21 protein-coding genes and 1 pseudogene are annotated in these 22,491 nt (G+C 54.6%); 5 read left to right on the plus strand and 17 right to left on the minus strand.

Annotated elements, in window-relative coordinates; translation table 11 throughout:
* The first annotated feature begins 460 nt into the window (after window positions 1-460).
* On the plus strand, window positions 461-694 hold the full coding sequence (locus tag B4056_RS15995) for a hypothetical protein (RefSeq protein WP_039384996.1): 234 nt from the start codon (window positions 461-463) through the stop codon (window positions 692-694).
* A 73-nt stretch (window positions 695-767) separates the two neighbouring features.
* Here B4056_RS15995 and B4056_RS16000 read toward each other — a convergent pair whose 3' ends face one another.
* The gene (locus B4056_RS16000; RefSeq protein WP_094111048.1) at window positions 768-1,007 is read right to left on the minus strand and encodes a DNA polymerase V; all 240 of its coding nucleotides are present in this window, start codon (window positions 1,005-1,007) and stop codon (window positions 768-770) included.
* A 258-nt stretch (window positions 1,008-1,265) separates the two neighbouring features.
* On the opposite strand from B4056_RS16000, the gene B4056_RS16005 reads away from it, so the two are divergent.
* On the plus strand, window positions 1,266-1,493 hold the full coding sequence (locus B4056_RS16005) for a DUF333 domain-containing protein (protein ID WP_094111047.1): 228 nt from the start codon (window positions 1,266-1,268) through the stop codon (window positions 1,491-1,493).
* 592 nt (window positions 1,494-2,085) lie between these two features.
* Here B4056_RS16005 and B4056_RS16010 read toward each other — a convergent pair.
* The 10 genes and pseudogenes from B4056_RS16010 to B4056_RS16055 all read right to left on the minus strand — a co-directional run.
* Window positions 2,086-2,286: a hypothetical protein gene (locus B4056_RS16010; RefSeq protein ID WP_039385001.1), complete on the minus strand. Its 201-nt coding sequence runs from the start codon at window positions 2,284-2,286 to the stop codon at window positions 2,086-2,088.
* Between the two features lie 603 nt (window positions 2,287-2,889).
* Complete coding sequence (locus B4056_RS16015; protein WP_288655297.1) at window positions 2,890-4,710, minus strand: amylovoran biosynthesis protein AmsF; 1,821 nt, start codon at window positions 4,708-4,710, stop codon at window positions 2,890-2,892.
* A gap of 110 nt (window positions 4,711-4,820) precedes the next feature.
* The gene (gene lysC / locus B4056_RS16020; RefSeq protein ID WP_071667929.1) at window positions 4,821-5,135 is read right to left on the minus strand and encodes an Rz1-like lysis system protein LysC; all 315 of its coding nucleotides are present in this window, start codon (window positions 5,133-5,135) and stop codon (window positions 4,821-4,823) included.
* Between the two features lie 200 nt (window positions 5,136-5,335).
* A complete protein-coding gene (locus tag B4056_RS16025; protein WP_039385005.1) occupies window positions 5,336-5,848 on the minus strand; it encodes a lysozyme in 513 nt (170 codons plus the stop codon).
* Window position 5,849: 1 nt separating this feature from the next.
* On the minus strand, window positions 5,850-6,080 hold the full coding sequence (locus tag B4056_RS16030) for a class II holin family protein (protein WP_039385006.1): 231 nt from the start codon (window positions 6,078-6,080) through the stop codon (window positions 5,850-5,852).
* Between the two features lie 172 nt (window positions 6,081-6,252).
* A complete protein-coding gene (locus B4056_RS16035; protein WP_288655299.1) occupies window positions 6,253-6,621 on the minus strand; it encodes a hypothetical protein in 369 nt (122 codons plus the stop codon).
* A gap of 220 nt (window positions 6,622-6,841) precedes the next feature.
* Entirely contained in the window at window positions 6,842-7,609 is a 768-nt protein-coding gene (locus tag B4056_RS16040; protein WP_288655301.1) for an antitermination protein, read from the minus strand.
* Window positions 7,610-7,703: 94 nt separating this feature from the next.
* Entirely contained in the window at window positions 7,704-8,405 is a 702-nt protein-coding gene (locus B4056_RS16045) for a replication protein P (RefSeq protein ID WP_094111042.1), read from the minus strand.
* The gene (locus tag B4056_RS16050; RefSeq protein WP_223811756.1) at window positions 8,402-8,695 is read right to left on the minus strand and encodes a hypothetical protein; all 294 of its coding nucleotides are present in this window, start codon (window positions 8,693-8,695) and stop codon (window positions 8,402-8,404) included. The genes B4056_RS16045 and B4056_RS16050 overlap by 4 nt, the downstream gene beginning before the upstream one ends.
* A gap of 264 nt (window positions 8,696-8,959) precedes the next feature.
* Window positions 8,960-9,271 (minus strand): annotated as a pseudogene (locus B4056_RS16055) (replication protein); the annotation flags it as partial.
* A gap of 147 nt (window positions 9,272-9,418) precedes the next feature.
* Between B4056_RS16055 and B4056_RS16060 the strand changes: the two are divergent.
* Both B4056_RS16060 and B4056_RS16065 read left to right on the plus strand, forming a co-directional pair.
* Window positions 9,419-10,108 carry an XRE family transcriptional regulator gene (locus tag B4056_RS16060; protein ID WP_039385017.1) on the plus strand — a complete coding sequence of 230 codons (690 nt, stop codon included), beginning with the start codon at window positions 9,419-9,421 and terminating at the stop codon, window positions 10,106-10,108.
* Window positions 10,109-10,795: 687 nt separating this feature from the next.
* Window positions 10,796-11,008 carry a hypothetical protein gene (locus tag B4056_RS16065; protein WP_039385019.1) on the plus strand — a complete coding sequence of 71 codons (213 nt, stop codon included), beginning with the start codon at window positions 10,796-10,798 and terminating at the stop codon, window positions 11,006-11,008.
* A 79-nt stretch (window positions 11,009-11,087) separates the two neighbouring features.
* On the opposite strand, the gene iraP is transcribed toward B4056_RS16065, so the two are convergent.
* From iraP to putP, 6 genes are all read right to left on the minus strand, one after another.
* Window positions 11,088-11,450: an anti-adapter protein IraP gene (gene iraP / locus B4056_RS16070; protein WP_094111040.1), complete on the minus strand. Its 363-nt coding sequence runs from the start codon at window positions 11,448-11,450 to the stop codon at window positions 11,088-11,090.
* Between the two features lie 151 nt (window positions 11,451-11,601).
* Window positions 11,602-12,390 carry a phosphate starvation-inducible protein PhoH gene (gene phoH / locus B4056_RS16075; RefSeq protein WP_039385023.1) on the minus strand — a complete coding sequence of 263 codons (789 nt, stop codon included), beginning with the start codon at window positions 12,388-12,390 and terminating at the stop codon, window positions 11,602-11,604.
* A 528-nt stretch (window positions 12,391-12,918) separates the two neighbouring features.
* Complete coding sequence (gene efeB / locus B4056_RS16080) at window positions 12,919-14,196, minus strand: iron uptake transporter deferrochelatase/peroxidase subunit (protein ID WP_288655306.1); 1,278 nt, start codon at window positions 14,194-14,196, stop codon at window positions 12,919-12,921.
* A 2-nt stretch (window positions 14,197-14,198) separates the two neighbouring features.
* Window positions 14,199-15,314, minus strand: coding sequence for an iron uptake system protein EfeO (gene efeO / locus B4056_RS16085; RefSeq protein ID WP_113655077.1), 1,116 nt, complete (start codon window positions 15,312-15,314; stop codon window positions 14,199-14,201).
* A gap of 41 nt (window positions 15,315-15,355) precedes the next feature.
* Window positions 15,356-16,189 carry an iron uptake transporter permease EfeU gene (efeU, locus tag B4056_RS16090; protein WP_039385029.1) on the minus strand — a complete coding sequence of 278 codons (834 nt, stop codon included), beginning with the start codon at window positions 16,187-16,189 and terminating at the stop codon, window positions 15,356-15,358.
* Between the two features lie 257 nt (window positions 16,190-16,446).
* Window positions 16,447-17,931: a sodium/proline symporter PutP gene (gene putP, locus B4056_RS16095; RefSeq protein ID WP_039385031.1), complete on the minus strand. Its 1,485-nt coding sequence runs from the start codon at window positions 17,929-17,931 to the stop codon at window positions 16,447-16,449.
* 527 nt (window positions 17,932-18,458) lie between these two features.
* Between putP and putA the strand changes: the two genes are divergently transcribed.
* Window positions 18,459-22,403, plus strand: a complete 3,945-nt coding sequence (putA, locus tag B4056_RS16100) for a trifunctional transcriptional regulator/proline dehydrogenase/L-glutamate gamma-semialdehyde dehydrogenase (RefSeq protein ID WP_113655075.1) — start codon at window positions 18,459-18,461, stop codon at window positions 22,401-22,403.
* The last annotated feature ends 88 nt before the right edge of the window (window positions 22,404-22,491 follow it).

Consider the following 22,491-nt stretch of genomic DNA (forward strand, 5'->3'; position numbering starts at 1 on the left):
CATATTGCACAGTGAGAGGGGGATGAGAACCTCCGACCGGGTTCGACAGTGACATCATGACCTTCAGACATGAGCTCACATACAGCTTTTGAGATGGCGCAAGCGACCAACTCAGCCCTTCCGTGATCATTTTCCCTATATCTTCATGCTTCGTGACTGCCTGCGCTAACACATGGTACGGCTAATTGATGTGATTACTATTTGCTCAGGCAATGTCAGGCTTGATGGCGCCTTCATACAGGAGGCCATAAGCGACAGTACAAAATGAATTTTCCATGCTGGATCGCTATCATTCTAATGATTGCATTCGCCGGCGCAGGTAGCGTCGCGCTGGTTAAGATTGCCTCACAGGTTTCTAACAATAATGATGAGAAGGAACCATAACAGGAATGATTGTTTTTATAGTCGGGCGCTATATCCCCTGTCATGTGATATACTGCCCGTCCCTGAGAAATTTGATATGAAATCTGAAGACACGCTGGACTGGTACCCTGCCCAGCTTCCTCCTGTAAAAACCATACTCGGTGATGCTGTGATCGAAGTCGGCAGAACCGGACGGCCAGTCAATACACGCACACTTCTTGAATACCTCCAGATACAGCAAAACAAACAGAAGTTACGCGATAATAAAATAGCAATGCAGACCGCTATTGATGTTCTGAGAGATAACCAGCGCGTTAACGGAAGGTTATAGCCTCGCGGTTATCGATAGCCTGGCAAAGTTAAGCCGCGGCTCTGTATAGTCCTGCGCCGGTGAAGGGAACCCCTCAGAGGCCACCGTTAAGGTTGAACCGGAACCACGTCATGTTCTCGCCCTCCTGCGTTGAAGCGTCGCGGAAGGTGGTTGTATGGCTCCGGATCCAGTCATTGGCTGCCTTGAGCGTAAAGTGCCAGTTAACGCGCTCCAGCTCCTCTACGAAGTCAGAAGTGGCAACGGTGCTGCGGCCTGATGGCTCGCGCTTGATGGAACTGACGAATGCTTCTTTTATCTGGTATTCGCATGGCATGGTTAAATCCTCCTCTGATAATAACTGTATATAAATACAGTAGTATCGATCGGAGATCCGATCAAGATGCGCCAGGCGTATCTTTTGCGAACCTGCTGACTGGTATGGATATGTATTTGCTGCGGCTCGCGTGAATGGCTCTTTTAAGCCTCCACCCCTGGTCTGCTCATATATCAGTAAATCACATGTGAATTAACACTGGCTGGTTAATTCAGGTTTGAGTTAAAGTCATTCAATAGACTTTAAATAAGGACCGTAATGAAAATTATTCTACTGATTGCTTCCAGTGTATTACTGGCAGCATGCTCGTCCCGGACAGACAAGCCTCAGCAAACAGGCATGTCTAACCCTGCCTCAGTTTATTGTGAAAAAATGGGGGGTAAACCAGACATAGTTAAAGGTCCTGATGGTGATTCAGGTTACTGCACCCTTCCGGGTGGGGAGCGTATCGAGGAGTGGGCGCTGTACCGCCGAGATAATCAATAAGCTGTGGTGCCGGTTAACGGTAACTAAAATGTAAGGTGCCGGGCCTGGCGATCGGGACGAAAATGCGTCTGGTTTACTGTTTGATAGCAGGAAGAAAATTTTAGCTAAGGAGATGGCATGTCAGTTTTTGCGAAGATATCAATTCCGATGTTTTGCATTGCGTTCGCAATGTTCTATTTGGCGCGCAATAAGCGGGACAAAAATTACCTCGTTCCGGGCTTTGTTCTGTTAGCTGCTGGCTTTGTGAATGTCGTGATAGCGTTTACTACGGGTTAGTAGCCGGAAAGAGCGTTTAGATAAGATAAGGCCGCAGAAATGCGGCATTGCACACACTAAGGCATTTACATCGATACAGCTTAGCGATCAATAAGTTACACTTGTTTCTTTCCGAAATCGGCGTCAAATCTTTCAGGCAGCACATCGTTAAGCTCCCGGGCGTGGCGGCCATGAGTGATAACAAAGAAGAATATGAAGCTGATATTGAGAAAGTATTTGGGAAAATGAAGCCTGAACTGTAAAAAATATCCGGATCGCATCCTGGTTTTTCATGCTCCCTCACCCATAAGCCTGCCACTGAGCGGGCTTTTTATGTTTATAACTTGCCTTTCTTAATGATCACTATGGCATCGCGGTATACATCTGCCATGAAGACATCATTGGTTGCTCGCCGGTAGGCCTCAAGCCTGCCCAGCAACTCTTCGATTGTGGTTTCAGCCCCGGTGTCAGCGAGTTCGAGTGCTGCTTTCAAAATGGCATTAGCTATCAATTCCACTCTGTCATTGTCATTTTCCATAATCCCCCATCTGTAACTGCTAACCACATTAACACTTGCGGGGTCGGGATGTCGGTTTATCGGGCTTTTTCTTCTATTGAGCTACTATGCTTCCTCTTAAAGCCGGCGCTAAGCGGGCTTTTTTATGCAATGCGTGCCATGCAGAGTAATTTGTCGAATGGTTGTTTCCTTAAGTAACACTGAACGCATATCCTTACTGTCGTCAGCTAACGCTGACAAATGATTTGCCCTTATTGAACGAATTTACGCCCGTGTAACGCGGGTTTTTTTACGTCTGAAAAAAAATAAAATCACATATCAGATGCATTTAATCTCATCAGCAGCACGCTGAAGCAACGCAGGGGCACGGAACTGAGTCCCGCCGCTCCTTAACATCAGGCGCTGAAAAAGCGCAAACATACAAAGCAGTAAGCTTTGGTGCGCGGCAACGCTCAATCAAAGCTAACTGACAGGAGAATAACTATAAACGCACAAGAACGCCGCCGTGCTGCCCACGCTGATACGATGGGCACCTGTCGAGACCTGGGATCAAAACAGAGAGTGAAAAGAGCCTGAACTCTCGTTCAGGCTCTTTTTTACCTGCCGCAATACTCTCTCAGGCGGTTAAAAATAGGCGAGCTTGCGGTTAACGCCGTTAATCCTGACGGTAATGTAACCCGCCGCCGTGGCTGATGCGGCCGGTGCCGATGCCGGATCGGACGTCAGCGTAACCACTTTGCCGTCATAACCCACGCCGGCGGTGCCATTGTGATAGTTCATCACCGTTGACAGGTTAACGCGGTTATCCGTATTCAGATTGGTCACTTCAGACAAATCAGGATTAAACAGTGAACATTCACCGCCATCGAACCGCGACGGGCCATCAGTAGTAAGGTTGATGACTACATCACCACACTGTGCTTTAAGCTTGATCCAGACTTCAGCATATTTTCCTTTATCATCAGTGGTGCGAACAATGCAGTCGATGACACCGGAATCACCTTCATAATGCAGATTGCCGCCGACCGAACTTTCTCCGCGATAAATATTGAGCAATGTTTTACCGCAGACGTTGGTAAGCAGTGGTGCGGTAGCTGGCTGTGTCTGAGTATCACGCAGCGCTTTGCCCAACATGTCGATGTTCCAGTGCTGATTAGCACGAGGGAAAAAGAACTTGCCAAGGCGGAACCACTTATCTTCCGTGCTGGTATTGGAGACGCGATATCCCGAGTACCAGCCCGCCTTCATCGAACCCGTCATCTGGGTGCCAAAGTTCTCATCACGGCGCCAGCCCTGTTCATAGTTTGAAAGCAGCGCAAAGCCGGTGCGCTCGGTATCAATGCTGGAACCGGACTGCAGGCTTAGCTGGCGCATCAGAACACGTGAGTAGTTAAGCTTCAGCGGGTTAATGGAGGATTCGATGCTCAGCGCATCAATGATCCACTGACCATTACTCAGATCGCCAGGGAAGCGCGTATGTTCAATCCATACATTACGGATCAGGCCCTGCCCCACGCGCGGCATAAACAGCGTGGCATCACCATAACCGTGCTGGAAATTGGAGTTGGTTAGCTCCACGGCCGTTGAGTGGTCCCAGTTACCCTGGGGTGAATCGGACCAGGTAATATCAAATACCCGACCATAGGTATTGCTGGAGTAAATCTGATCCAGTCGCGTATCAAGCGTATCGATAAACCTGAACACCGAGTTACCATTGTTTTCCACACGAAAACAGGTGACGTTGATGTACTGGCCTTCAATGGTAATATTTTCAAAAAATGGCTGCTGGTTACTTACCATTGCAGTGGTAATCGCGCCGGTGTTTGCCGTGGTATCGGCGGTCGCCTGACCATCCCAGAAAATACCGCGAATAGCCGTCCGGCGCGCTTTAATTTTGAAAACGGTGTTAGCTGACTTATCCGAGGTAATAATCGTTCTGGGTGCAACACCATATTCGCAGTCGTCGCCATAGAGATTGAAGAATGGCAGCTCGCCTTCACCGGTTAAATCGACAGGATTAATAATAAACTTACCGGCAGGAAAACGTATTCCGATATCGCGGATAGGGTTTTTGTTCGGATCATCAACCAGTGATACAAAGCCTCTGGCCCAGCGGTACATGTTGATACAGGCATTGTGGTTAACTGCGCCGTTATCGGCATCAAATGAAACCGAGCCGCGTAAGCGCTTGCCGCCAAAATGGAAAATATTAATAGCGGATACATCATCAATAATACGCTGCCAGTAATAGTCGCCGGCAGAAGAGACCGCAACGGTGCCACTGTCATCCGCAGGGGCTTTACCCTTTGTGTCGACAAAGCCTACAAAGCGGCCACCACCATTAAAGGTTGAGTCCCTGTCGTAATAGCGCTTAAGAAATGCAATTTCACCTGATGCAGAAGGTTTGGTGGTGCGGAGTTCAGCAAATGAATTTACTTCGATCATGATATTTCCTTTTAGGGTTTATTGAGCCTGTTTGCTCGTGGAGAAGCTTTATTTTTCGGTTAAGGTAAATAACCTGCAAAATGCAGATAGTGAGAAAATCGCCTGATGAGTTACCGGAGCGATTCAATTTTTCTTATGGCGCGCTTATCCCGGTTGCAGTTTTCAACCGACGTCATAAGCCTTTCGTTAAGTTCGAGGCTGTCGCCCCAGGTCATAGGATCGGGTACGGGGGGGATTTCGCAGTCAGCCAGCAGCTCTGCCGGAACGGGCATTGCCGGAAGCTGAACGTATTCTTTCTCTGTGTCTGCGCAGGCTGTCAGCCACATCAGCAGGAACAGAGTGAGCGGAACACGCATCCTCTTTAACCGCCTGCCTGATGTAGACAACGCGCCTCTCGCTTTCAGCGTCGTTTTGATATCGATCATGATGAGCAGCCTTTGCGATATCGTTAAAGAGCATTACTGCGGTAATGAGGTTGCTGGTTACTGACTCCGCCTTTTTCCGGGCCTGGACTGCCCGGGAGATCTCCTCCTGCGCCTGCAACATTCGCGAGTGATAGTGACTGGCAACGGCGGCAGATATCACAACCGTCGCCATAAGGAAGAGCCTGAGAACCAGATGCCCGTTATTTATCAGCCAAATCATCACTACTCTCCGCCAGGCACAAAGCGCGTTCCATGTCGCGACGATGCATCAGCCCGCGCCATTTTATGCCACCGGCATAGACCCAGCGGCGCAGCTCTTCGCAGGCCTGAGCCCGATCGCCAGCGTTGAGTTTTTTGAGCAGAGTGGAGCGGGTGAAAGCAGACGGGCCGATGTTATAGGCAAAGCTGTATAGCGATGCGCGCTGGTATTCACTCAGGGGAACCTTTACTACGCCATCGACCACCTTTTTAACGGACCGGAGATCGTTTTGCAGCAGCCGATCGCAGTCGCTATCGCTATACTGCCTGCCGCTGATGATATCGCTGCCGGTATGCCCGTCACAGACGGTCCGGACGCCGGCCACATCCTGATAAGCTTTATAAGTACGCCCTTCCGCTCCCTCCTTTCCGCCAAGAAACAGGGTGGCAATCAGCATGGAGCCGCCACCTGCGGCGGCGATCAGTTTTCTGCGCACGCTGCCGGACATAGTCATATCAATCCTCCTCCACTTTTACGGCCGGACCATATTTCTCAAGTGCTTTTACCTGAGCGTTGGCGACCTTGCGTTTGAAGTACCAGTTGATGAGCCCTGTAATGATGATGCCGGCAATACCTGCCAGTACGCCGATGGCAGACCACTCATCAGGACTCAGGCTGGTGAGTACACCGTTAAGAATGGTGCCCCCGGACGTGCCCAGGGCAACACCAGTAACAAGTTTGCTCATAGTTTGAGTGCTCGCAGACGCCGTCCGATCGGACAGGTGCTGTTGATCAACAGAAGAAAAGAGGCCCTCCGCCACAACGGATAGCATTGATGTCGCATTGAGTGGCGGGGGCGGAAACGAAAAAGGCACCGCCGAAGCAGTGCCTTTAGAAAAGGAAATAAACTATTCAGGATTATTTTTTAAGCGTTTCCAGAACGTTTTTGATACACAGCGGCATCATTCTTCCCCGCAAAAAATCTCTTGTATCTGCATAGGGATAGCTGACACCCTTAGCCATCTTTCTGTAGGTTTCTGCGCCTTTTACAGAGACGCTTATGAAGTCATCTTTTTCAATAGCGTAGTCGGAAAGAGCGTGCCCATCCGCTTCAAACGCCTGAACTTCTTCTGACACTATTTGCCTGGTGCTGAGATGGGTCGACATTGATCGGTCAGTTATACGCCATTCCATTTCGCACAGATCGTTAGCTGCGCGTTGCGCATCCGATATCACAGCAAAAGATGGCGCGCACAGCACGATTAAAGGGGCGCACAGAATTCTCATTATTCCTCCCTGAAACCGGCGTCATATATTTCAAATGCCCATAAAAAAAGCCCTCGCAGCGTGTGAATCTGCAGGGCTCTTTTATTATCACAGAGTGATGAAAGCTGATTTAGTTTGCGGGCTGAACATCATCACGCAACTTCAACTGTTGAAAAGTATACCCCCGGGTTCGGGAAAAGTAAATAGCCTGCGATAATTTAATACACTATTTTTTAGGGTGCTATTCAGTGGCGCTTTTCAGCGCGGCATCTGCGCGGGTTTCCTCAGCTTCCAGCTTAGTAATAAGCCGATCGTAAAATGGCTTACCGCTCTTCTTCCATGTGTCCAGGCTGATAGCGCCGGTGAATTCTGAAATTGCCTTATACGCCTCGGTTGAGGGTATGCGCTCGTAGCCGCGCCCGCAGCAGCGCCTGCACTCACTCTTCACCGGCACCCCCTGCTTTTCCGTTGCCGCTTTTAGCACTGCCTGTCCGCGTCCGTTACAGTCGCGGCATGCAGTTGATACGACGCCCTTGCCTTTGCACGCCCCGCAGAGCACGCGTACGGCCTCTTTGACGTTTCTGGTGAGGCCGCCGTGCAGAGGCGATTTCATTGAAAACACCTCTGCCTCGATGAATCCGGTGGCCTGACAGCATTCGCACGGCTTCACGCTGGCGGCGCTGCGGCAGTAATCGAGCCAGGCATAAGCGGCGAGCGTTTGCATAACTGCCGTTCTGACACCGGCATCAAGCTTGCGAAAGGCGGCAACCTTATCGCAGCTCTGCAGTGCAAAATCAGTTAGCAGGGAGACGGCCCGTGCTGCGTCGATTTCACTGACGCCCATCTTCCCCATGAAAGCGCTGTAACCGAGCTGAACGCGGCTCTGCGTCATACCTATGGCGGCGATATAGTCGATGCCGGTAAGCGTATCAGGCGACGTCTGCGGTGCTGTTCCGCTAAAGTTCTGCCCCTTCGGAAAATGATACTTAACCGTTGCTTCTAAGCTCATACTGCCTCTCTTTGCTTAATCAGTTCGCCTGTTTTATCCCGGCGGTACATCTGCCGCCACAGCGGGATATCGATGTCGTGCTGAATCCTTTGCATCATGCTGTAGTGCGTTTTGCTTTCAGCGTAGCGCGCAGCAGGGCCACGCCCTCCCTCGCCTTTTCCGGGGTGGAGGGCATTGCAGCCTTCAGCAGCTGCCTGCGCGGCTCCGGAATTGTTTCACCGGCCTCGATCCGCGCAGACATTTTGCGCAGCTCAGAGCGGCACGTAATGCGCAGCTCAGACTCGCTCAGGTTGTTCGCGCGCATCAGGCTGCAGAGGCTGGTAACCATCCAGTAATCGGCGTTGCTCTTCCACGGATAGTGCTCCGGAGAGGCATAGTCGCCACGCTGCGCGCAGTAGGTCATCACCCTGCTATAGAGCGTCTCTTCATCCGGCAGGCCCGCAGCGGCGAAAGCGTCCTGTTTACACCAGCTGATGAACTGGCCCGGTGATGGAAGAAATGGCGAGCCGCTGGCGCGCGCCTGGCGCATGCCGGCTGAAAGCTGCTGTTTGCTGGTCACGCCGTTCTCCGCTAAGGCGGCTATCCACTGACGTTTAGCGGCGGCTTCGTCTGCCGGATCCCGCCAGACCGTGCTGACTGAGGCAGGGAAAACCTGCTTCAGCCCGCTGAAGAACTCATCTATCACTTTTTCGATCGCCTGATGCAGGCGTCGATCCGCCGGCTGCGGGACATCACCGGCCATGCGCGCCAGCGCGCTGCTGTCACGATGATTAACTGCCGTGACGAGATCTCTCATATGAAGTTCTCCCATGCTTCCTGGCTGTTCCAGTGGACGGCAGGCTGCTGCCCCGCTGGTGCCGCCCGGTTACGGTCTGGCTGGTTCATCTGAATTTTCAGTGTGTCCCACTTTTCCCGCAGCTTCGCAGGGCTGAGCACGTTTGACTGCCAGAAGCGATCGCGGCTGGCCCAGAGAAATACCTCACAGATATCGCGGTGCGTAACCTGCAGGGCCGAGCGCAGCAGTCTGATGTCGTTTGACCAGGCGGGCCAGGCGGGCTGCCGGGCATGCGGAGCGACAATCTGCACCCTGCTGAACATCCACCTGGCTGTTTTGAGATCCTCTTCGGTTCCCCACTTGTCCCCCCTGGGAGTCCGGACCGCGGCTTCAGGACGCGATGCAGAAAGCGTTGCAGAGGATGTGTCAGGGGATTCGACACAATTCTCTGACGCAGAATTATTGTCTTTTGTCACAGTGTCTTTTGTATGCCTCTGTTTTGGTGACAGCGCTGTCGCTGATTTGGTGACAGCGACACCCTCCCGGTGACACCCCGGTATTTGCCACTGTGAAAGGTGTTTATTTGGGCCGATCATCGTCCCTTCCCGGATAAGCACACCCATCTGAATCAGCTCATTTTTTGCCTTGTTAACCTTCTGTCTTGGCAGCCCGGTTAACTGGCTTATCTGGCTGTCAGCAATACGGTCCATGCTTTTATTAAAGCCGCAGGTTTTCCGGCAAACGGCGTGTGCGACTTTGGCCTGATTTCGCGTCAGGCTGGCCCCTATCAGCTCCTCATACAGCGCGTTTGCCAGACGTGTAAATCCCTCTTCGGTATCTGCCATACTTGTCTCCACGGCCCGCAGTCCGGGCCTGATTAGCGTCATAAATTTTCACTTTTTTCTATACACGCACTTTCCGCGATGGCATTGTGGCAATGCATTTAAATAATGCGTATCACGCATATTATGAGTATAATCAAATATGCGCAAGGCGATTTGCGTGTACCGCATAAAAAAGGTTAACTATCCGCTATGAAAATAGGCGATAAAATCAGACAGATTCGCAAAGCGAATAAGATGACCCTGAGTGAACTTGCCCTGCGTACAGATAGCGACGTGGGCAATCTGTCACGCCTGGAACGCGGCATACAGGGATACAGTGATGGTCTGCTACACAAAATTGCAGCAGCCCTGTCAGTTCCTGTTTCTGAGCTATTCTCTTCTAATGAGGCTAATGATACTGTAGATTCATACAGTGTAAGTTCCATTATAAAAAAGGGGAGAAAAGATGTGTACAGGATTGATGTTCTTGACGTTTCTGCAAGTGCCGGAGACGGGTCGCCGTCTAAAGATGTGGTTGAAGTCATAAGGTCTATTGAATATGTTCCGGATCAGGCGCGCGTGATATTCGGCAACCGGCCGGAAACCTCTGTTAAGCTGATCAACGTCCGCGGTGACAGCATGGAGGGAACCATTGAGCCCGGTGATCTCATCTTTGTAGACGTAGCTGTCAGTACGTTTGATGGGGATGGAATTTACGTCTTTGACTTCAACGGCGATATGTTTGTTAAGCGCCTGCAAAAAGTTAAGCGCGAAATTATCGTTATCTCTGACAATCCCCGTTATCGTGAATGGTCTATCTCAGAAGAAGAACTCTCTATGCTCCATGTTGCTGGCAGGGTAATGCTCAGTCAGTCCCAGCAGTTCCGCCGTCACGGATAACCGCCCTCTTTTCAACCAGGCCCGCGTTATGCGGGCTTTTTTGTACCTGCCGCATTATTTTCATAAAATCTAATGTGAAAACATTAGCCTGGTTTGGTTTACCTGAAGCTGTTTTGTGCCATGCTATGCGTTTTACGCATAATGCCAGGGCGCCATAAATGGCGCCCCTGCGTGATTGCGTCGAATGACAGGTGCCGCTGTAGGGGACGCATTTATGCGTCCCTGGCGTCATTTATGCACCGCACCCGATTGCCAGGGCGTCATAAATGGCGCCCCTGTAAGGTTGCATCCAAACTTAATAAATGACAGATGCCGTCCGTAGGGGACGCATTTATGCGTCCCTGCCGTCATTTATGCCCCGTACCCGATGGCCAGGGCGCCATAGATGGCGCCCCTGTAAGGTTGCGTCCCCTGCCAATTTGTGCAATGCATATTATCGGATTCAGGTGCCCACTCCTGACCGCAATGCGCCATCATCAGCAAACTCAGACCGCAGCTCTGCTCCGCCTCTGCTAAACTGACCCGGCAGCAACATTTAGCAGGCATAAACCGGATGCGGGTATCAGCTACCTCTTTCGCTCAAACCTGCTGAAGGAGACGCCATGTTGCAGACACCTCCTGGATTGTCATCAACGTGGTCAGGGCCGTGGGGCCTGAAGAAACATATGTTTTATTAAGGAAAAAGTTATGGATGATGTAGATCTGGCACAGGAACGAGAAGCCGCTCATCTGGAGAGCGCCCTGTTTGCGCGTAAACCACGTCTGGTGAGCGCAACGGGCAACTGTATCTGGTGCAGAGATGAACGCGTTGTCGCCGATACTGCATTTTGCTCTGCAGAGTGCGGAGAGGACTATCACAAGCACCAGCGTGAAATGAAACAGCGTATTAACGGCGAATAAGCCAGCCGCGGCATGAATTTATGCCTGAAAAAAGCCTGAACGCGCGTTCAGGCTTGATTATCTGCTGTGTCTGGCCAGCTTACTTTTTAGCGGGTAAAACGGGTTCAGCAGCCGCAACGCCGGTCAGCTCGCTCAGTCCTGCATGGTTAATTTCACCATCGGCTTTATCCACGGCCTGAGAGATAGTCAGCAGATTCTGCAATTCGCTTAGCAGAATAGCGGCATCGGACCTCAGCACCTCATCGCTTTCAGCGGAGTCGATAACCGTATTGATCGCTTTATTAGCCGCATCGATCATCTCCGTCACTCCACCCTGCCTGCTGACGGCCAGTACCAGCGCGCTAATCAGCAGCGACTGTGCTTCAACCCGGGCGGTCAGCTGTTTCATGTCCGCATCGATGTGCGATATTTTTGCCAGCATACTCAGGACGACGTTTTTCATTGGTTTTGCTCCCTGAAAAAAGATCAATCTTACCGCGTTAGCGAACCGCTGCAACTCTCATCACTCTGAAAGGTCGTCATGCTTTGCCGGTGAAATTAGGGACAGAAAAAAACCCGGCCGGGGCCGGGTTTATCAACGGGATGGGATGCTATCAGCCGTAGGCGTGCAGCGTGCGCTGGCAGAGTGCTGAGCGAACGCAGTCCTCTTTCGCAAAGCGCACCACGCCCACCATCTCATCCTCTTCAAAGCGCGCCAGCGCATCGGCAAGACCGGACTGGACGCTGGCGGGCAGATCGCACTGGGTAATATCACCGTTAACGATAACCGTGACGTTTTCCCCCAGGCGGGTCAGAAACATCTTCATCTGTGCAGCGGTAACGTTTTGTGCCTCGTCGAGGATAACCACTGCGTTCTCAAAAGTACGTCCACGCATATAGGCGAAGGGCGCAATCTCTACCTTGGCGATTTCAGGCCGCAGGCAGTACTGCATAAAGGAAGCGCCGAGACGTTTAACCAGAACGTCATAAACCGGACGGAAATAGGGGGCGAATTTCTCGGAAATGTCTCCGGGCAGAAAACCGAGATCTTCATCCGCCTGCAGTACCGGGCGCGTCACGATAATCCTTTCGATATCCTTATTGATCAGGGCCTCAGCTGCTTTTGCAGCGCTAATCCAGGTTTTACCGCAGCCAGCTTCACCGGTTGCAAATATCAGCTGTTTCGTTTCTATGGCGTTAAGATAGTGCGCCTGAGCTTCATTCCGGGCTGCAATTGGTGCCCGGTCGCGCACATCGCGCGCCATGCCAATTGCATCTAACCCGCCCATCTGCACCAGCGAAGTGACCGATTCTTCTTCGCGCTGACGATGACTCCGGGAGTCACTACGAAGCACACGACGAGCTTCACGACGCGCTTTGATCACTGCTTTCTGTCTTCCCATAGTGGCACCTTACAGTTGGTTTCATGAATCGCGACGGATCACCCGCGGCGATGACTTGAACGCTTTAGAGGTTACGTTGGCTTCCTTTTAGCCGTACTGATACACAAAACGGGGTGTACAACAGCGCCGAAACGCCGCAGCGCACCGGATAAAAACAAACGGGATGATGAAGATAGTGGATGAAAGATGAGTAAAACGTTGACAGGAGGCTCTCTCCCGCAGAGAACTGCGCTTGCTGTGTTACACCTGCTGGTTCCGGAATGGAACGCCTCATGCGCGAACTCCAGTGGCTGATGCCACAAAACTGACAACGCTTATGAGTAAAGTGAAACATAGCGCCGAAAATTTGCAACACTATTTTTACTTTTAGATGCAAATTAAGATTTGTTGTGGCGATGGCATCAGGCGCTTCCCATAAAAAATTCAATTAAAATAATGCGTTATATAAAATGTCAAAAGGATCCTTTGCGGATCCTTTTGCAGAGCATAACGCTAATCTGCCGCAACACGCATTGCCGGAAGCAGGGTTCAGGCCTCAATCAGCGATTGACCAAGATAGCGCGTGGCATCGGCGACGCCCGGCAGCGCAAAAAAGTAGCCGCCGCCGGTGGGTCGGACATACTCTTCCAGCGCCTCACCGTTAAGCCGCTGCTGCACTGCGATAAAACCTTTAGTGAGATCGTGCTGATAGCAGATAAACAGCAGCCCCATATCAAGCTGCCCTGCACCGGTGATCCCGGCAGAGTAGCTGTAGCCGCGCCGCAGTATCAGGCTGTCCGCCGTCTCAGGCGTACGCGGGTTAGCGAGCCGGATATGGGCATCCAGCGCTATCACATCCCCATCCGGATCGCTGGCATAATCCGGCTCATCATGCTCATGATGCCCGCCAAGCGGCGCTCCGCTGAGCTTTTCCCGGCCAAAAATAGTCTGCTGCTCACCCAGCGGCGTGCGATCCCACTGCTCAACGCGGAAACGAATAATCCGCACCGCCTGATAGCTGCCGCCGTATGTCCAGGCGGGCTCCTGCTGATCGGCCGTGACCCACAGCATTTTATCCATCAGCGCGCCGTTTTGCGCATCCGGATTCGCCGTACCGTCTTTAAAACCCAGCAGATTAATCGGGGTCTCCTGCCCGTGACTGCGCGCTGCGTGCTCAGGAATAAACCCTTCGCGCCGCCAGCGTATCGCCAGCAGATCGGGAGCGTGTTTGATGATATCGCGCAGCGCGTGGATCACGGTGTCCTGACTATTAGCGCAGATCTGAATCAGTAAATCCCCGTGGCACTGGCTGGCGTCAAGCGAATCATTGGGGAAGCGTGTCATGGCCTGCAGCTGTGCAGGCTTGTGCGCGCCCAGCCCAAAGCGTTCGTCAAACAGCGAACTGCCCACGGAGAGTGTCAGCGTCAGGTTATCTGGTGCAATAGTGGCACCGAGAATGCCGGAATCAGCCGGCGGCAGCTGCGCATTTGTCACCGCTGGTGCGGGTCCGCCCTGCGTCAGAAAGGCGAACCTCTCCGTCAGCAGCCGCAGCAGACGCGTCAGCTCCGCTTTACCGTCGGCCAGCACGTCAAAGGCCACCAGCATCATGGCGGCCTGCTGCGGCGTCAGGATGCCCGCCTGGTGCGCACCATAAAATGGTTGTACCTGCTGACGCGCATCAGGTGCAACCGTGCCCGGATAAAAATGCTCTGCTGCGCCAGCGTGGAACGGACAGCTGCCCCCGAGCGCAGCCGCACCGCCCAGCACACCCAGCCCCTGCAGTAACCGGCGACGTGCCGGCTGCATGGCATCATGCTGTTTAGCCATGGTTAATCGAGGCCCAGCGTGCCGCGCAGCAGCGAGAGATCTTCAGCCAGCACGGTAATCGGTGCTTTTAACGCATTGCGATCGGCCGCGGTCAGCTTCTCATAGGATGCGTAACCCTCAGCCGTACGGTATTTATCCAGTATTGCGTCAACTTTGCTGAAGTTAGTATCGATTTTTGCCAGAAGCTGCGGATTCCGCTGCTGCAACAGCGGGCGCAGCAGCGACACAATTTTCTGCGCGCCGTCGACGTTTGCCCGGAAATCAGACAGGTCAGTGCGGCTGTAACGATCCTCCTCTCCGGAGATTTTGCTCGAAGCCACCTCTTCAATCAGACCCGCTGCGCCGCCCACGACTTTAACCGGCGCAAATGCCAGCGCGCTGATGCGCGCCTGCAGCGCTTTAACATCGTCATTGAGCTGACTGGCGAAAGGCGCGGCACCGGTCGTTGTGCGATCGGCAAACAGCAGCTTCTCCAGGCGGTGGAAACCGGTGAATTTAGGATCCGCCGCTTTCTGCTCAAAATCATCTTCGCGTGCGTCGATACTGCCATCCAGATCGGAGAAGAGTTCAGCAACAGGCTCAATCCGCTCGTAGTGGGCGCGGGTCGGCGCATAGAGCGCTCTCGCCTTGTCACCGTCGCCTGCATTAATGGCTGCCGTAAACGCTTTGGTACTGCTTACCAGCGCGTTAACTTCATTCAGGACGTACGCTTTATAGTCGGCGATAGGCTGAGCCAGCTGCAGCAGCTCTTTCTGCTCTGGCGTTGATGACTGCCCCGATCCGGCCACCGTCAGTTTGCCTTTCGGATTACTCAGCAGGCCGCAGGTCATCTCATACTCACCCGCTTCCAGATTTGCCGTCAGCTTCTGCGTAAAGCCCGGCGCGATATTTTCCCGCTCCTCGACCACCATGACCCCTTTCAGGATCTCCCACTCCAGCGCTTTCTGGCTATGGTTTTTGATAATGAACTGGCTTTTACCCGCCGGCACGTTCAGCGTCATGGGCTCACACTGTTTATCCGTAACGGTGACGGTGAACTGCGGGATCTCTGCAGCGGCTGCAGCCCCGGAAAGCAGCAGCGCGACGACAGAGGCGGTAGCGCGTAACGTGGTATTCATGATGGTATCCGTGTTAAAGAGTCAGGTTAAAACAATCGGGTTTAGCGCAGGCTGCGTGCGGCAGCCGGAGCAGAAGGCGCCGGGAAAAAAAACAGCAGCAGCGCCGGCACCAGATAGAGCAGCCAGGCTGCAACCTCACTGACGCTGGGCGCTTCCTGATAGCCGAGCAGGCCTTCAAGCAGCGTACCGGCCAGAGAGTGCACAGAGAGCACGCTGCTTATATCAAACGCCGTTGCCTGGAAGTGGTTCCACAATCCCGCCTCATGGAAAGCGCGGATTGCGCCGGCCGCAAGCCCGGCGGCTACAAACAGAATGAACAGGCTGCTCCAGCGGAAAAAATGGGCCAGATTAAGCCGGACGCCGCCGTAGTAGATCAGCGTACCGAGCAGCGCTGCGGTCAGCAGGCCGAGCAGCGCGCCCGCAGGTGGGGCATAGCCCACATCCTGCGTAAAGGCCGCCAGCAGAAAGAACACCGACTCCAGCCCTTCGCGCGCTACGGCGAGAAACACCATAATCACCAGCGGCAGGCCGCTGCCGCCCCGCTTTGCCAGCGCCTGATCCACTGACTTCTCCAGCGTCAGGCGCATGCTGCGCGCAACTTTGCGCATCCAGAACACCATGGTGGTCAGCATCACGACCGCAATCAGCGCTACCACGCCTTCAAACAGCTCCTGCTGCTTCTGCGGAAACTCACCGGTCGTGGCATTGATGGCGATACCCAGTCCCGCGCAGAGCACAATGGCCGCTATCACCCCGCCCCACATCGCCGGGAACCACCGGGTGCGTCCGGTGCGCTTCAGATAGCTGGCGATCAGGCTGACAATCAGCGCCGCTTCCAGACCTTCACGGAGCATAATGAGAAACGGAACAAACATCGTTTGCCTCTTAAGTGTTTAGCTGGGTAAATCTGTCGTAAAAAAACGTAAAGTGCGAACGATATCGATTATCATTATCGCTGCAGAAAAAACAAGTCACTGCGGGAAATTATTTTGCTGCACAGGGGGGAGAAGTCAGGGGATGACCGTTCAGAAAGGTCGGCAGGATCGCGTTGCCTGACGCCTCAACGTAAAAAGGAGGCACATTACTGTGCCTCCTTTTTGATGGCGGTGCCGCAACGCACCGCGCGAATACCTTAATCTGCCTGGTATTCCGCTTCCGCGGCGGCAAAACGCTGCTGCGCAGCGGCGGAAGGTGCTTTGCCCGTCAGGCTGAAGACCACAATCGCGATGCTGGCAAAGATGAAGCCTGGAATGATTTCATACAGCTCAGCGTAACCGTACTGTTTCCACAGCAGCACCGTCGCGGCCCCAATGACCATTCCCGCCAGCGCGCCGTTACGCGTCATGCGCTTCCAGCAGACACCAAACAGCACTACCGGACCAAATGCCGCGCCAAAGCCAGCCCATGCATAGCTCACCAGGCCCAGCACCCGGTTATCCGGATTGGATGCCAGGGCAATAGCAATCAGTGCAATCAGCAGCACCATGGCACGTCCGACCCATACCAGCTCCTGCTGGCTGGCATTTTTACGCAGGAAGCCCTTATAGAGATCTTCCGTCAGCGCACTTGAACAGACCAGCAGCTGGCAGCTCAGAGTGGACATGACCGCAGCAAGAATGGCCGAAAGCAGAATACCGGCGATCCACGGGTTAAACAGAATACGCGTCAGCTCAATAAAGATACGTTCTCCATTCTGCGTGACGCCTGCGGCCTGCGCCGGGTTATTCTGGAAGTAGGCGATACCAAAGAAGCCTACGGCAACCGCGCCCGCCAGGCAGAAAATCATCCACGCCATGCCGATGCGACGCGCAGTACGGATGGAGCGATGGGAGTCTGCCGCCATAAAGCGTGCCAGGATATGCGGCTGCCCGAAGTAGCCCAGCCCCCAGCCCAGCAGCGAGATGACCGCGACAAAATTGAGCCCCTTGAGCATATCGAGGTTTTCGATGCTCTTCTCGCGGATCACCGTCAGTGAATCATCAAAGCCGCCTACGGCGATAATGACAATCACCGGCGTCAGGATCAGCGCAAAAATCATCAGCGTCGCCTGCACCGTATCGGTCCAGCTCACGGCCAGGAAGCCGCCCACCAGCGTATAGAGTATAGTGGCCGCTGCGCCCGCCCAGATAGCGGTCTGATAATCCATACCAAAGGTGCTTTCAAACAGGCGCGCACCGGCCACCACGCCTGAAGCGCAGTAAATGGTGAAGAAAATCAGGATAACCACCGCGGAGATCACGCGCAGCAGCTTGCTTTTGTCTTCGAAGCGGCTGGTAAAGAAGTCAGGCAGCGTCAGCGCATTATCGTGATGCTCGGTCTGCACGCGCAGACGACCCGCCACAATTTTCCAGTTCAGCCAGGCGCCAATTGTCAGGCCGATAGCGATCCAGCTTTCAGAGATGCCGGACAGGAAGATGGCACCGGGCAGACCCATCAGCAGCCAGCCGCTCATGTCGGAGGCACCGGCTGAGAGAGCCGTAACAAAACTGCCCAGGCTGCGGCCGCCCAGAATATAATCATCAAAGTTTTTTGTTGACCGGTAAGCGATAAACCCTATCAACACCATCCCAAGGATATAGATAATAAAGGTCACCAGCATTGGTGTACTTATACTCATACTCTCTCCACTTATTATGTAATTGCTTAAGAGAAATTCTTTGCCCGCCCTGCCTCAGCAGCATTAGCCGGGCGTCTCCCTGGCGCGACGTATCACTTACCCTCTTTGTCACGGCAGTCGAATCAGCGCGGCAGCACCGGAACGGGGTGGCCACTGCGCGTTACCGCCGCCAGAGAAGCGAATTTCTCTTAAGGCGCGGTATCCTGCCGCAAAGGTGCGATGCGCACAATGGATTTAACACAGCTGTTACCTGGGTTTCACCTCTCTTTCTCATTTCTTTGCTCAAAGGTTGCGCCCGTTCAAACTTTTGGTTGCACCAGAAACGCGGCTTTTTGCGGTTTAGTGAACCCGGTTGCAACTCTGGCGAGATTCTTGCAGCAAGAAACGTGCCGTTTCTTTACAGTTAACAAACAAACGGCTTTCAGGCATGCAACCTGGGTCACATTTAACACGGTTGCACAAAGTTGCAACATGAGTGATAGTGCAGCCCACGCTGATGTTGATTTATTTTTCAAGACGAGGAATTCATGGGAACAACTACCATGGGGGTGAAGCTGGATGAAGCCACCCGCGAGCGCATTAAGCTGGCAGCACAGAAGGTCGATCGCACATCTCACTGGCTGATTAAGCAGGCTATTTTCAATTACTTAACCCAGCTTGAAGCGGGCGAGACCCTGCCGGAAATTCCCCTGCAGGCCAGTGAAACCACGGCAGAAGAGAACCTGCCCGAAGAGAGCCTGCAGCCGTTCCTCGACTTTGCTGAACACATTCTGCCGCAGTCGGTTACCCGCTCCGCAATTACCGCCGCATGGCGCCGGCCCGAGACGGAAGCGGTGCCGATGCTGCTGGAGCAGGCGCGCCTGCCCGCTCCGCTGGCAGAGAAAACCCATCAGCTGGCCTATAGCCTTGCCGACAAGCTGCGGCACCAGAAAGGTGCAACCGGACGCGCCGGAATGGTGCAAAGCCTGCTGCAGGAGTTCTCCCTCTCCTCGCAGGAGGGCGTGGCGCTGATGTGCCTGGCAGAAGCGCTGCTGCGTATTCCGGATAAACCCACCCGCGACGCGCTGATCCGCGACAAAATCAGCAACGGCAACTGGCAGTCGCACCTGGGCCGCAGCTCATCCATGTTTGTTAACGCCGCGACCTGGGGCCTGCTGTTTACCGGACGCCTGGTCTCAACCCATAACGAAGCGAGCATGTCCCGCTCGCTGAACCGTATTATCGGTAAAAGCGGCGAGCCGCTGGTGCGCAAAGGCGTGGATATGGCCATGCGCCTGATGGGCGAGCAGTTCGTTACCGGCGAGACCATCGCTGAGGCGCTGGCCAACGCCCGCAAGCTGGAAGAGAAAGGCTTCCGCTACTCCTACGATATGCTCGGTGAAGCGGCCCTGACCGCCGCCGATGCGAAAGCCTATCTGCTCTCTTATCAGCAGGCGATCCATGCGATTGGTAAAGCCTCCAACGGCCGCGGCATTTATGAAGGCCCGGGCATCTCGATCAAACTCTCTGCGCTGCATCCGCGCTACAGCCGCGCCCAGTACGATCGCGTTATGGAAGAGCTTTATCCGATCCTGAAATCGCTGACGCTGCTGGCACGTTCATATGACATCGGCATCAATATCGATGCCGAAGAGGCCGATCGCCTTGAGCTGTCGCTGGATCTGCTGGAAAAACTCTGCTTTGAGCCTGAGCTGGAAGGCTGGAACGGGATTGGCTTCGTGATTCAGGCTTACCAGAAACGCTGCCCGATGCTGATCGACTCGCTGGTCGATCTGGCACAGCGCAGCCGTCGCCGCCTGATGATCCGTCTGGTGAAAGGCGCCTACTGGGACAGCGAAATCAAGCGCGCGCAGATGGAAGGCCTTGAAGGCTATCCGGTTTATACCCGCAAGGTGTATACCGATATCTCCTATCTCGCCTGCGCCCGCAAACTGCTGGCGGTACCGAGCCAGATCTACCCGCAGTTTGCCACGCATAACGCCCACACGCTGGCCGCTATCTATAATCTGGCGGGTAATAACTACTATCCGGGCCAGTATGAGTTCCAGTGCCTGCACGGCATGGGCGAGCCGCTCTATGAACAGGTGGTGGGCAAAGTGGCCGATGGCAAACTCAGCCGTCCCTGCCGTATTTACGCGCCGGTGGGCACGCACGAAACGCTGCTGGCTTACCTGGTACGTCGCCTGCTGGAAAACGGTGCCAACACCTCCTTTGTTAACCGGATCGCCGATAAGAGCCTGCCGATAGATGAGCTGGTTGCTGACCCGGTGGTAGCGGTAGAAAAAATGGGCGCAGCCGAAGGCGCCGTGGGTCTGCCACATCCGAAGATCCCGCTGCCGCGCGATCTTTATGGCGACAAGCGTCCGAACTCCGCGGGTCTCGACCTCGCGAATGAACATCGCCTCGCCTCACTCTCCAGCGCCCTGCTGAACAGCGCCAGCCAGCCATGGGTGGCCCAGCCGATGATCGAGGGCACCCTGGAAACGGGTGTCAGCCAGCCGGTACTGAACCCGGCGGCGCCGGCTGACGTGGTCGGCAGCGTGCGCGAAGCCACCGAAACCGAAGTCTCTGCCGCGCTGGATGCGGCGGTCGGCGCCGGACCGATCTGGTTTGCCACTCCGCCAGCCGAGCGCGCGGCGATCCTTGAGCGTGCCGGTCAGGCGATGGAAGCGCAGATGCAGCAGCTGATTGGTCTGCTGGTGCGCGAAGCGGGCAAAACGTACAACAATGCCATCGCCGAAGTGCGCGAAGCGGTAGACTTCCTCTACTACTACGCCGGTATGGTACGCGATGATTTTGACAACGAAACGCATCGTCCGCTGGGTCCGGTAGTCTGTATCAGCCCGTGGAACTTCCCGCTGGCGATCTTTACCGGCCAGATTGCCGCCGCGCTGGCTGCCGGCAATAGCGTGCTGGCAAAACCGGCCGAGCAGACGCCACTTATCGCGGCGCAGGCGGTGCAGATCCTGCTGGATGCAGGCGTTCCCGCCGGTGTGCTGCAGCTGCTGCCCGGTCAGGGTGAAACCGTGGGCGCACAGCTCACCGGCGATGAGCGCGTGCGCGGCGTTATGTTCACTGGCTCAACCGCCGTGGCAACGCTGCTGCAGCGTAATCTTGCCGGTCGTCTCGATCCCCAGGGGCGTCCGACGCCGCTGATCGCAGAAACCGGCGGCATGAACGCCATGATCGTTGACTCCTCTGCTCTCACCGAACAGGTGGTGGTGGATATCGTTGCCTCCGCGTTTGACAGCGCCGGCCAGCGCTGCTCGGCGCTGCGTCTGCTCTGTATTCAGGAAGATGCCGCCGATCACACCATTAAGATGCTGCGCGGCGCGATGGCGGAGTGCCGCATGGGCAACCCGGAGCGTCTTTCAACTGATATCGGTCCGGTTATCGACCAGGAAGCGAAAGCGGGCATCGAGCGTCACATTCAGGCGATGCGCAACAAAGGCTTTACCGTTTATCAGGCGGTGCAGGAGAATGCGCAGGACCGTAAAGAGTGGGAGAGCGGCACCTTTATCAAACCCACGCTGATTGAGCTGGATCAGGTCAGCGATCTCGATAAAGAGATCTTCGGACCGGTGCTGCACGTGGTGCGCTTCTCACGCAGCAGCCTGCCGCAGCTGATTGAGCAGATCAATGCCACCGGCTATGGCCTGACGCTTGGCGTACATACGCGTATTGATGAAACCATCGCGCAGGTTACTGCAAACGCGCACGTCGGCAACCTCTATGTGAACCGTAATATGGTCGGTGCCGTAGTTGGCGTGCAGCCGTTTGGCGGCGAAGGCCTCTCCGGTACCGGCCCGAAAGCGGGTGGCCCGCTCTATCTCTACCGCCTGCTGGCACATCGTCCGGATGGCGCGCTGCGCCTGACCTTCGATCGTCAGGATGCTGAGCAGCCGGTTGACAGCAGCGTGCGTACAACGCTGATGGGTGCACACCAGGCGCTGCAGAACTGGGCGCAGGATAAGCCAGCATTGCAGGCGCTGTGCCAGCGCTATGATGAGCTGTCGCAGGCGGGTACGGTGCGTCTGCTGCCGGGGCCAACGGGCGAACGCAACACCTTTAGCCTGCTGCCACGTGAACGCGTGCTCTGCCTGGCCGATAATGAGCAGGATGCGCTGATCCAGCTGGCTGCGGTTACCAGCGTCGGCAGTCAGGCGCTGTGGCAGGATGATGAGCTGCATCGCGCCCTGCTGAAAGCGCTGCCACCGGCAGTACAGCAGCGCATCCGGCTGGCCAAAGATGCCCTGTCCGGTGAGTTTGATGCGGTGATCTACCACGGTGATGCCGATCAGCTGCGTACGCTGTGTGCCGATATCGCGGCACGCGAGGGCGCTATTGTTTCCGTCCAGGGCTTTGCCCGCGGAGAAACCAATCTGCTGCTGGAGCGGTTGCTGATTGAACGCTCGCTGAGCGTCAACACCGCAGCAGCAGGCGGCAACGCCAGTCTGATGACCATCGGTTAAACCCCCGGTTCATCACAGTAAAGGGCCCCCTGCGGGCCCTTTTTTATTGTGGGTTTGCCAGGGACGCCAGGGACGCATTAATGCGTCC

The organism is Pantoea sp. UBA7232, assembly GCF_002473195.1.
GTDB classification, from domain to species: domain Bacteria; phylum Pseudomonadota; class Gammaproteobacteria; order Enterobacterales; family Enterobacteriaceae; genus Pantoea; species Pantoea eucrina.